10 protein-coding genes are annotated in these 10,869 nt (G+C 40.1%); 7 read left to right on the plus strand and 3 right to left on the minus strand.

Translation table 11 applies throughout. From position 1 onward, the window contains the following. Window positions 1-373: 373 nt before the first annotated feature. A complete protein-coding gene (gene accD / locus I8752_RS13395) occupies window positions 374-1,324 on the plus strand; it encodes an acetyl-CoA carboxylase, carboxyltransferase subunit beta (protein ID WP_214432818.1) in 951 nt (316 codons plus the stop codon). A 232-nt stretch (window positions 1,325-1,556) separates the two neighbouring features. Continuing rightward, on the plus strand, window positions 1,557-2,135 hold the full coding sequence (locus I8752_RS13400) for a Uma2 family endonuclease (protein WP_214432819.1): 579 nt from the start codon (window positions 1,557-1,559) through the stop codon (window positions 2,133-2,135). An 80-nt stretch (window positions 2,136-2,215) separates the two neighbouring features. Here the strand turns inward: I8752_RS13400 and I8752_RS13405 are convergent, their stop codons facing one another. Then, window positions 2,216-3,703 (minus strand): MFS transporter, encoded by a 1,488-nt coding sequence (locus tag I8752_RS13405; protein ID WP_214432820.1) that lies wholly within the window; start codon window positions 3,701-3,703, stop codon window positions 2,216-2,218. Between the two features lie 303 nt (window positions 3,704-4,006). Between I8752_RS13405 and I8752_RS13410 the strand changes: the two genes are divergently transcribed. Next, on the plus strand, window positions 4,007-5,266 hold the full coding sequence (locus tag I8752_RS13410; RefSeq protein WP_214432821.1) for an ABC transporter substrate-binding protein: 1,260 nt from the start codon (window positions 4,007-4,009) through the stop codon (window positions 5,264-5,266). Window positions 5,267-5,304: 38 nt separating this feature from the next. On the opposite strand, the gene I8752_RS13415 is transcribed toward I8752_RS13410, so the two are convergent. Then, window positions 5,305-7,740, minus strand: coding sequence for an ATP-binding protein (locus I8752_RS13415; RefSeq protein ID WP_214432822.1), 2,436 nt, complete (start codon window positions 7,738-7,740; stop codon window positions 5,305-5,307). Window positions 7,741-7,944: 204 nt separating this feature from the next. Here I8752_RS13415 and I8752_RS13420 point away from each other — a divergent pair, with 204 nt between their 5' ends. Beyond that, a complete protein-coding gene (locus tag I8752_RS13420) occupies window positions 7,945-8,853 on the plus strand; it encodes a carbohydrate ABC transporter permease (protein WP_214432823.1) in 909 nt (302 codons plus the stop codon). Further along, a complete protein-coding gene (locus I8752_RS13425) occupies window positions 8,853-9,686 on the plus strand; it encodes a carbohydrate ABC transporter permease (protein WP_214432824.1) in 834 nt (277 codons plus the stop codon). The genes I8752_RS13420 and I8752_RS13425 overlap by 1 nt, the downstream gene beginning before the upstream one ends. Before the next feature lie 3 nt (window positions 9,687-9,689). Here the strand turns inward: I8752_RS13425 and I8752_RS13430 are convergent, their stop codons facing one another. Next, window positions 9,690-9,899 (minus strand): hypothetical protein, encoded by a 210-nt coding sequence (locus I8752_RS13430; protein WP_214432825.1) that lies wholly within the window; start codon window positions 9,897-9,899, stop codon window positions 9,690-9,692. 67 nt (window positions 9,900-9,966) lie between these two features. Here I8752_RS13430 and I8752_RS13435 point away from each other — a divergent pair, with 67 nt between their 5' ends. Then, window positions 9,967-10,182: a hypothetical protein gene (locus tag I8752_RS13435; protein ID WP_214432826.1), complete on the plus strand. Its 216-nt coding sequence runs from the start codon at window positions 9,967-9,969 to the stop codon at window positions 10,180-10,182. Window positions 10,183-10,283: 101 nt separating this feature from the next. Continuing rightward, complete coding sequence (psbV, locus tag I8752_RS13440) at window positions 10,284-10,775, plus strand: photosystem II cytochrome c-550 (protein ID WP_214432827.1); 492 nt, start codon at window positions 10,284-10,286, stop codon at window positions 10,773-10,775. Window positions 10,776-10,869 lie beyond the last annotated feature (94 nt).

Consider the following 10,869-nt stretch of genomic DNA (forward strand, 5'->3'; position numbering starts at 1 on the left):
ATGTCAGGTTTTACTTCATCCTTTTAGAGTTCGTTTACAAGATTAAGCAAACAAAGGACTTGTATTGGCATAAGTAATTTCGTTAAGCTGGCAACCAAAGATGCAAAATAAGGTCTAAATTGCTTAGAAGCGTAATTTGATGATGTAGTCAAGAGGAGCCAGTGCAGTAGGTGGGCAATGCCCGACTGACGTATCTGGCATTTAAGAGCCAAAAAGGGGTGTAATTTGCGTCTGTATAAGAGCAAATCTGGAGACTTTGAAAGCTAAGGTCAAGAGTTACAATTATTTACTCTAGACTTAGGGCTTGTTACCATAAATGCCCCGTAGCGACTTGACCTGTTTTCGACCTCATAACCACTTCAATAAAATAAAAATGGCGAACAACGAAGAATCACGCGGTTTAAAGTCTCTATTTGATTGGTTTGCAAATCGGCGTAAACCAGGATCTACCAGCCCAGAACGTCAAGAACGTGAAATTGCTGATGGACTATGGCATAAATGTTCTCAGTGTGGTGTATTGACATATACAAAAGACCTCAGAGCAAATCAAATGGTTTGTGCTGAATGTAGTTATCACAATCGGGTGGACAGCGACGAACGCATCCGCCAATTGATAGATGCCAATACCTGGAGAGCGATAGATGAGCATTTGCGACCAACAGATCCGCTGCAATTCCGCGATCGCAAATCATATAGCGATCGCTTGCGGGAAACTGAAGAAAAACTTGGTTTAGTAGATGCAGTTAAAACTGGTTTGGGTCAAATTAATGGCTTGTCTGTCGCCCTTGCTGTGATGGATTTCCGCTTCATGGGTGGTAGCATGGGTTCAGTCGTGGGAGAAAAAATCACGCGCTTGATTGAGCAAGCGACGCAGCGACGGTATCCTGTAGTTATCGTCTGTACTTCAGGTGGAGCAAGAATGCAAGAAGGAATGCTCTCCTTGATGCAGATGGCCAAGATTTCCGCAGCCCTAGAACGTCATCGCAATGCCAGACTATTGTATATTCCCGTTTTGACCAATCCAACTACTGGTGGTGTCACCGCTAGCTTCGCGATGTTGGGCGATATCATTCTGGCAGAACCAAAAGCCACCATCGGTTTTGCAGGACGGCGGGTAATTGAGCAAACCTTGCGCGAAAAACTGCCAGATGATTTTCAAACGGCAGAAGATTTGCTCAAGCATGGCTTTGTCGATGACATCGTACCCCGTACCCAGTTAAAGAACACCCTAGCGCAGCTGATTGCTTTGCACCAGCCCATACCAACTACACCCCCGATGGTGTTGTGGGAGACAATGACTTTAAGTTCTAGAGCTAGTGAATAACAAAGTTATGAATTCATTAAGGGCACGCTATTATCGTGCCTTTATTTTGCTTTCTTTTATTGTCAGGACTTCCGTCTAGCTTGTGATTCACTAATAAAGGTACAAGAATCATTGGAACAGAAAACCGGGTTAATACCCATAAGTTAGTATTTCATCCCCTTTTATTGCGGTGTCGAACAAAATAGATATAGGTTTGTAGCGTAGTCAGCAAACAAAAACGGGAGATACTCTTATGACAGCACTTACATTAAACCTGAATTCTGTAATTCAACTTACAAGAGAACAATTTTATCAATTGTGTGAAGAAAATCCCGATTTAAAATTAGAACGCAATGCCCAAGGAGAGTTGATTATAATGCCACCTACGGGAGGAGAAACAGGAAAAAGTAATTCTACTATTAACGCTCAAATATGGTTCTGGAACGACCAAAATCAATTGGGCGAAGTTTTTGATTCATCAACTGGATTTACTTTACCAAATGGAGCTGACCGTTCTCCAGATGTTTCTTGGGTGGAAAAATCTCGTTGGAATGCCTTAACTAAAGAACAAAAAGAAAAATTTATTCCTCTATGTCCTGATTTTATTATTGAGATACTTTCACCTAATGACAGCTTGAAAAAAACCCAGAATAAGATGCAAGAGTATATGGAAAATGGCTGTCGTTTGGGTTGGTTGATAAATAGAAAAAAACAAGAAGTAGAAATTTACCGCCCAGGAGAGAATGTAGAAGTTTTAAAATTACCTCAAACTCTTTCTGGGGAAAGTGTTTTACCTGGTTTTGTACTTAATATGCAACGAATATTGTATTGATAGTTAACTGTTAACATTTAGCAGTCAAGGTTTTTAATATTAATAGAGCTGGAGTCAAGATAAATCAATCTCTTCAATGCCTAATTTGGAGCTATCTTTTTGCGACCTAACCAAACTTGTATCATCTGAGTTAAAGATTGTGTTGGTTGCTCTTTCACAAAGATGAGTGGGACAAGGGCTACTAGTCGAAACAAACTAGAAACGGTAAATAATCCTAGTAACCCGCCATACCCAATAAACTGGGCGATGAAACTGCCGATGGTTGTTCCTAAAGCACCACTAGCGCCAGAGACAGCAGCTGCGATCGCAAAATAAATAGACTGATTTTTAACTGGTGTAATTTCTATTTGCAGATTGTTGTTACACAAGTCAATTGCTGCCCAAGTCACTCCAGCTAAAATATGTAACAGCGGCAACCACAGCCAAATGTCAAGATCGTGATTACTAGTTCCCAGCCAAAGCAGTGGTGAAACTGCAACTAAAATTCCTACCAAAAGTAAAATAGGACGATTGCCTATCCTGTCTGCTAACTTGCCCCATAAAATCAGCATGAGCAAATTTGCCCCTGCTTGGATACTTGTGTAAAGTGTCACTACACTTACATCTAAATCTAATGTGTCTAGCATATAAAGGTTGAAAAAAGGAGCGCTGATATTAACAGCAAGCATCCACAAACCGAAATAAAGCAGAAATTTCAAGAAATTAGAGTTTTTCTGAATGCTGCTCCAAAAATTGTCTTCGGGTGGAGTAATATCCTTTGTAATGAGCGGTTTTTCAACAACGTCATCTTTTTTAGCTAGAGAACTTTCACTATTTTGAGGGTACTGAACAACAGCATTTTGCAATTGCGGATTTACATCCACTTGAAAATGCTGACACCACAACCCCACAATTCCAAACACAATACCTATCAGCAGAACTATTCCATAACCTTGTAAAGTTCCACCAGGCCAATTTGATACAGCTAGACCCGCTAAAGGTAGACACAGTAAATTAGTTAGACTGCCAGCACTATTGCGTAGCCCAAAATATCTACCTCGCAATCGCCTGGGTACTATCATGGCAATCCAACTTAACCACGATGCGTTTCCTAGTCCTCCCAAAAGATGAGTAACTAAGACAATTAACAGTGTCAACACCATCAACTGGTGCGAATCGATCCCTCCCCAACAGAAAATGGCTATACCTACAACTAAAAACAGCCAAAGTATTCGAGAAATTCCATAAGTCCACAAGGCATACTGAAAGCGGCTGGTGGTACGTTCCGATAAATAAGCACCCAAGGGTTGAATCAGATTTACCAGCATGGGTATAGAGGACAGCATCCCAAACACTACTGGACTGACATCTAACTCCACTAAGAAATTACTCAGCAAAATCCCGCCTGTAATCAGGGAGAAAACCGCTGATAAAACACCATCAGCAGTGGAAGCTTTTAAACTGGTGCGAATCGCCTGTTTAGAAATTCGAGTGCTGGGTTTTGAAGTGACAAGTGCTGTTGATGGTGAGGCAATTTGGGAAATTTCCAAAGGCAAAGACGCAGTTGTTTCTTCCTGAACAGAATCCATAAATGTAGGAGGCAGGAGGGCAGCGGGGCAGAGGGAGCAGGGGAGGTAAGGGAAAGGGGAAAAGGAATTAAACAAAGTTCTTCCCCTTTCCCTTTAACCTTTACTCTTTTCCCTAAACTACAACAGAGGTAAAAAGTATTATCTAAAAAGTATTGGTTGAAATACTAAGTATGTCTTTATCAGCTTTTAGTGATAATTCTTTGTTATTTTAACTTGCATTTCTTAACAAAAATTCAGAGGACTAAAATCACAACCCGCAGTTACAGAAGATATAAGTAAAGAGAAAGAGACTTTTATCTGTTTGTGAGTAAAAAAAGTTGGTTTAAATTTTGGGGACTGATAGCGGCGATCGCGATCGCTTTGATTACTCTTCACAGTTTCCAAATCTCAAGTAAATTGTCAAGTCCCACCGCAGTAACTATCAAACTTAGCGGCTGGGGAGGCAATCCTGTTGAACAAAAGCTATTAAAACAAGTATTGCAAGATTTTGAGACAGAACATCCAACTATCAAAGTCAAATATGAGGTGATTTCCGACCAATACATGGATGTACTGAAAACCCGCTTGGTTGGGGAAGCAGCGCCTGATGTTTTTTATTTAGATGCTTTAGAAGCTCCTTTTTTAATGAGCCAGAATGTCCTAGAACCGCTAGATAGTTACATCACTCCCGAATTTGACCTAGCAGATTTTGCAGAGCCTTTACTGAACAGTTTCAAATACCAGAACCAAATTTATGGTTTGCCCAAAGATTATTCTACCCTCGTTTTGTTTTATAACAAAAAAGCCTTCGCGGCTGCTGGTTTGAGTAATCCTCCAAAGACTTGGGATGAATTACAATCCTACTCGAAGCGGTTGACAGGCAAACTCAACAGATACGGTTTTGGAGTTACCCCAGAGTTGGCGCGTCAGGCTTACACAATTAAAGCCTTTGGCGGACAAGTCGTTGACCAAAATGGTTACGCGACCTTTGCGAGTGAGGCTGGTTTGCAGGGATTGCAGTTATTAGTAGACCAGTATCGCCAAGACCGTTCCTCTGCTCTGAAATCTGATGTTGGCACAAACTCAGGTAATGAAATGTTTGGTCAGAGTAAGGTGGCAATGGTAATTGAGGGTAATTGGGCAATTCCTTACTTAACTGAAACTTTCCCTCAACTAGAGTTTGCGACAGCAGAAGTACCTACGATTAATGATAAAAAAGGTACGATGGTGTATACGGTAGCCTACGTGATGAACAAACAGGCACAGCATAAAGCCCAAGCTTGGGAGTTGATTTCCTATCTCACTGGCAAACAAGGGATGCAAAAGTGGACGGGAACAGGGTTTGCCTTGCCAACACGTAAATCGGTAGCAAAGAATTTGGGCTATGACAAAGACCCTTTGCGATCGCCATTGGTAGCCGGAGTTAATTATGCTACCCCGTGGCAGTTCGGTAAATATCCAGAGGCAATTGTCAATAACTTTGATAACCAATTTATTAGCGCTTTACTGGGGCAACAACCATTAAAACAGGCGATGGTGCGATCGCAGAATGCGGCTAATCAGCAAATTAAAACTATGGAGTGATTAAAGCAGAAGCGATCGCCATCTTATTTAGACTCTTGCTAATCCAATCCCCACTCTAATTTAAGAGTTTCTAACTTGGGATTTTTCACACTCAATTGCTTACATTCATCTAAAAATTCTTTGACTTGTTCTTGATTGAGACTTAAGCCGCCATCTTGCAGGTTGTTGATGTAGGTGATGACATCTGAAGTTGTCAATGAAGAACTTATCTCTTCCAAAATAATGGCATTTCTGACTTCCCGACAAATTAACTCAATATCTGATGATGTAAATCTTGTACTTTTCTCTGCGAGAATTTCAAAGTTAACTAGCTGATGAATCTCAATTTGTGATAAATAATGTTTGAATAAATCTATTCTTTCCGATCGGTCTGGTGGAAAGATAGGAATTTTCCAATCCAATCTGCCAGAACGTTTTAAAGCACTATCAATTCCGCTTAGATAGTTAGTTGCAGCAATTACAATTACATCACTATTTTGGAGATTATTCAGTTCTATCAGTAATTGGTTAATAGTTGCTTTTTGATCGGTGTGTGCGTTGTCTTCGTTACGATTAAAGCCAATACTGTCTAATTCATCGATGAATAGAAGTGAAGGAGCCTTTTTCTTGGCTTGAGCAAAGATATCTCGAATATTTTTTTGACTTTGGCCTATCCAAACACTAACAATATCAGCAGGAGAAAACTTAAAGAAATATCTCCCAGATTCATTAGCAAAGGCATTTGCCAGTAAAGTTTTACCACATCCAGGCAAACCATAGAAGAGAATACCGCCAATATAATTTTTATATCCTTTAGATTGTAGCTTTAGGAGTTTGCTTAATTTTTCTTTCTCTTCATTTAGACCTTTAACTTGGTTAAAATCAAGCTTAATTTCTCTGATACGATTAGTAATGGGATGTGCTTGTACTAAACTAGGTTTTTTCGCTGTATATGTAAAAGATGGATAGTCGATAGAGTCAAATGATACTGGAACTAGTTGATGTTTTTCATAATCAGGAGCCATGACTAGGATTTGAAAGCGATCGCCATAATATCGAGAAAGCTTATATTCTAATATTTCCTTAGCTTTTTTAAGTTGATAGTAGTTGCGTGCTATTTCAAAGCCGGGAATTACCAACCAAACATTCTCTAGCTTATTAGGCCATACCTTTGATTTTCTGAGAATTCTTTTAATTGTATCTAAAAAAAGATTATTATCCTGAAATTCGTGATATTGAAGAGTTTCTATCTCAATTATTACCTGATTTTTGACATATACTTCTATAATTTCACTTTGATATTCTTCATCATATGAGGTATCTTCATCTGTTGTTTCCTCATCTCTAGAAGTTAACTCTACTTCACAACTGATGTTAGATAATTCATAGCCTAAACTTTCTAAAGTTTTGAGAGCAAAATACTTGAGATAAATATATTCTTTACTTTCTTGTTGCCATTTGAGAATATCAAAATGTTCGGGTTTCATCCTCAGCAATAACTGTGATTCAGCCTGTGTTTGAGCTTTTTGGAGTTCTAGAAAATAATCCCGTAAAGATACATCATCTTCTTCTATGTCGTAATAGGGAAGTTCCAGCAGTAGGCGAAAATGAGCATATATTTCTTCTTTGCGGTCAACAGCCGCTTCATTTGGATATTTACACCTGAGAGTAAAAGTAAAAGGAATTTTACTAGCAACTCTGTCTACTAAATGTCCTAAAGTATCTTCTTGCTGATGAGCTTGAATCTCTGTCACTGATGGACAATGAAATAAAATAAAAACTTGTTCGTTACTATATTTATTTGCATATAAAGATATCTGCTCAAACTGCTCATCAAATTTTTCCGAATCCAGCAGTTCTAAACCAGTGTTACCAAGTATAATGCTAGTCATCGTTGAACGATAAAACTGAAAAATACTAGCATCCGAGATAGAATCTTCTTGTTCATCTTCACAATCTCGGTCTGAGACAATATGTGTCGCAAGTTTCCGGTTAGAAGCTTTAGGTATACTATTACTACCTCCGTACTGAGATTTTCTAATTAATTCGTAATTAAATATTTTGACAACAATATCAGAAAAGAAATCTTCCACTTGGGGAATCAGAAAAATACCTACTGGTTGATTAGAGTCTAAACATGCTTGAAATCGTTCGTATTCTTGTTCAGAGCCAAAATCAAACAAGTAGTAGAAAAAATCATGTTTAACCGAAATTGTCTCTCGTGGTTTAGCTGAAATTAATTCCGATTCGACTACTGGATTTATTCCTTTAATAGAAATAGCTATCTTAGTATCTAAAGGAATATGTAAATCAAATCCTGGATCTGCACAAAGCCCTAATTGTTCGAGAGCAGTATTAAAATCGTCTATAAAAGATTGACTTCTACGCTGGTAGCCAAACTGTTCCATGATGGTTTTGACTCTGAGGCTTTTTTTGGTTTTACCAGTTCTTTGAAGTTCGTTTTTGATGGAACGGAGGTAGGTTGTATATGACATTTTGTATCCTATCGCTTTAGTCGAGTCAATTAGCATCACAAGGAAACCAAATATATAGTTCCCTAAGTCACACATGCAGCTAACTTCCACAAGCGATCGCTTTTCCTGTAAGATTCAAGATTTTCCTGCTAGGGGTACGATAAATAATCGGGCACGACTCACCGCTACATTCGAGTTGTGTGGAATACAAGCGGAGGTTAAATTGTGTTTGAGAGAATCGGACGGCGCAGCAACCGCAACTGGAATATTACAGAAAACATCGCTGGGTATTTATTCATGATTCCCACCATTCTGGTTGTGGGAACTTTTGTAGTCTTGCCCATTCTCTACGCTGTTTTTCTTTCCCTACAAAAAGTCAAACTTTTGGGCGGTATTGAGTACAAGTTCGTTGGCTTTCGCAATTTTAGGCAATTAGTTGAAGATGAAAGAGTTTGGATTGCTTTGAAAAATACAGCAGAATATGTAGCAATTGTGGTTCCAACTCAAACCGTACTGGCTTTAATTTTGGCAGTAACGCTGAATGCTGGCATTCGTGGCAAAAACTGGTGGCGAATTCTTTACTTTTTGCCCACAGTCACTTCCTCAGCAGTGCTGACACTCATCTTCATGTGGATTTATAACACCGATGGGCTACTAAATGATTTTCTTGCTTTCGTGGGACTGCCTACGTATAACTGGTTAGGCGATCCGGCTGTTGCCCTCAAAGGCATCATGCTTATGAATATTTGGTCAACTGCGCCATTTTACATGGTAATTTACCTAGCGGCGTTGCAGGATATTCCTCAAAAACTTTACGAGGCGGCAGAACTCGATGGGGCGAATGAATGGCAAAAATTTATATATATTACTATTCCCATACTCAAGCCTGTCACCTTCTTTGTGGTGGCAATCGGGGTAATTGGTACATTTCAATTATTTGACCAGTCTTATATCTTCTCTGGTGGTACTGGCGGCCCGAATAACGCTACCTTGACTGTAGTGCTGCTGATCTATCAGGCTGTATTTCGTAATTTACAGATGGGTTATGCCGCAGCGATCGCTTTTTTGCTAGCAGCGATAATCATTACCATTACTTTGATTCAACAGCGATTTTTCGGAGGGGAAAGAACTTGATGAATATTTCTCGCTTTTCCTGGCTGAAAATACTGTTATATGTCTTGTTGACTATATATGCCCTAATCACCCTAATTCCTTTCTTGTGGGCGCTTTCGGCATCATTTAAGCCGCTATCAGAGATTGTCAACGGCGAACCCAATTTTTTCCCTAAGAATTTTACTCTCGACAATTACAAGCAAATTTTTTTACAAGAACCCCTGTTTTGGCGTTGGCTGCTTAATAGTGTAGTGATTGCCGTCAGCGTGACGTTGTTAAACTTGGTTTTCAACTCAATGGCGGGTTATGCGTTGGCAAGACTGCGGTTTGCGGGCAAACGCTTCTGGTTCTTCTTGATTTTGGCAGTGCTAGCAGTTCCAGCACAAATCACGCTGATTCCTACATTTTTGATTTTAAAAGCGATCGGCTGGCTGAATTCCTACCAAGGCATGATTGTCCCTAGTATGGTCAATGCTACTTTTATCTTCATGATGCGGCAGTTTTTCGTGAATTTTCCGCGAGAACTAGAAGAAGCTGCCCAACTTGATGGCTTAAATACTTTTGGGATTTTCCGTCGTATTGTTTTACCTCTAGCAAAACCAGCACTAGCAGCACAGGCAGTTTTTGTATTCATGGGAAGTTGGAATAATTTCTTGCTACCTGTAGTTATTTTGTTTGAACCAGAAATGTTTACCCTACCCTTGGGGCTGAACACCTTCAAAGGGCAATATATCAGCTATTGGAACTACATTATGGCAGCTTCTATGGTATTCACTTTGCCAGCTTTAGCGATTTATGCCTTTTTCAACCGCTACTTCATTCAAAGCGCCACATTTACAGGGGGGAAAGGTTAATTGTCAGTTGTCATGAAGTGCTGAGTGCTGAGTGCTGAGTGCTGAGTTAGGAGTTAATAGTTTTATCTCCCTCATCCTCCTCATGCCCAGTCCCCACACTCCCTCATCTCCCTCATCTCCCTCATCTCCCTCATCCCCCTCATCCCCCTCATCTTCCTCATCCCCAGTCCCTAATCCCCAGTCCCCGATCCCAAACCGTATTTTGGGCGACAAATTGCACTCCTAACATGATATTGGTATTACAGCGACTCAATCTCTATTTGTCAGTTAACAAAACATTATGGGATTTGCAGACCTATCGATCGCAGAGATAGCAGCAGACTACAGTCTCCCTGTAGAAAAAGTGTTTTCTCTGTGCAACCAACTGGGAATTGCCTATAAACACCAAAAAACCCGTTTGGCGTTAGAAGATGCAAAGGCAATTATTTCGCAAATATTGTCTGAAATACACCCAAAAGGTACTAGCGACTCGGTGGATGATACCGATGTCACCTAAAGGGCTATTTTAGGCTTTGGTTAATCGCTAACGACTAAGTATATAGAGATTGAGTATTGCTTTTTTAGCTGTGTTGAGCGTCAAAATCTTTAAGGGGAAACATGTTTAGAAGACTAATTGGCGTTGTTGTAGCTACCATTTTGCTGACGTTTCAGCTGGTTGTCAGTAGTGCGACAGCGGTGGAACTGGACAAAGCTACCAGAACAGTGCCATTAAATACAGATGGTGATACCGTCGTACTCAGCCTAAAAGAAGTTAAAGAAGGCAAACGTTTATTTCAATACGCTTGTGCCCAATGTCATGTTGGGGGTGTTACTAAAACAAACCAAAACGTAGGACTCGAACCAGAAGCCCTAGCACTGGCAACACCCAACCGTAACAACCTTGAAAGCTTGGTGGACTACATGAAAAATCCCACTACCTATGACGGAGAAGAGGAGATTTCAGAAATACATCCCAGCACCAAGAGCGCAGATATTTTCACAGAAATGCGAAATCTGACGGACGACGACTTGAAAGCGATCGCCGGTCATATTCTCCTACAACCGAAAGTTGTTGGCAATCAATGGGGTGGTGGTAAAATTTACTACTAAATATCCAAGTTAGTGCTAAATCATTGTGGATTGGGTATTGGCGATTGGGTATCGGGTATTGGGAAAGCTCTTCCCCAGTCCCCAGTCCCCAGTC

The sequence above is a fragment of the Dendronalium phyllosphericum CENA369 genome, assembly GCF_016056275.1.
GTDB classification, from domain to species: Bacteria; Cyanobacteriota; Cyanobacteriia; order Cyanobacteriales; family Nostocaceae; genus Dendronalium; species Dendronalium phyllosphericum.

Bases quoted from the DNA above. Each gene is read 5' to 3' on its own strand.
- accD (WP_214432818.1), top strand. From the start codon at position 374: ATGGCGAACAACGAAGAATCACGCGGTTTAAAGTCTCTATTTGATTGG.
- I8752_RS13400 (WP_214432819.1), top strand. From the start codon at position 1,557: ATGACAGCACTTACATTAAACCTGAATTCTGTAATTCAACTTACAAGA.
- I8752_RS13405 (WP_214432820.1), bottom strand. From the start codon at position 3,703: ATGGATTCTGTTCAGGAAGAAACAACTGCGTCTTTGCCTTTGGAAATT.
- I8752_RS13415 (WP_214432822.1), bottom strand. From the start codon at position 7,740: ATGTCATATACAACCTACCTCCGTTCCATCAAAAACGAACTTCAAAGA.
- I8752_RS13425 (WP_214432824.1), top strand. From the start codon at position 8,853: ATGAATATTTCTCGCTTTTCCTGGCTGAAAATACTGTTATATGTCTTG.
- I8752_RS13435 (WP_214432826.1), top strand. From the start codon at position 9,967: ATGGGATTTGCAGACCTATCGATCGCAGAGATAGCAGCAGACTACAGT.
- psbV (WP_214432827.1), top strand. From the start codon at position 10,284: ATGTTTAGAAGACTAATTGGCGTTGTTGTAGCTACCATTTTGCTGACG.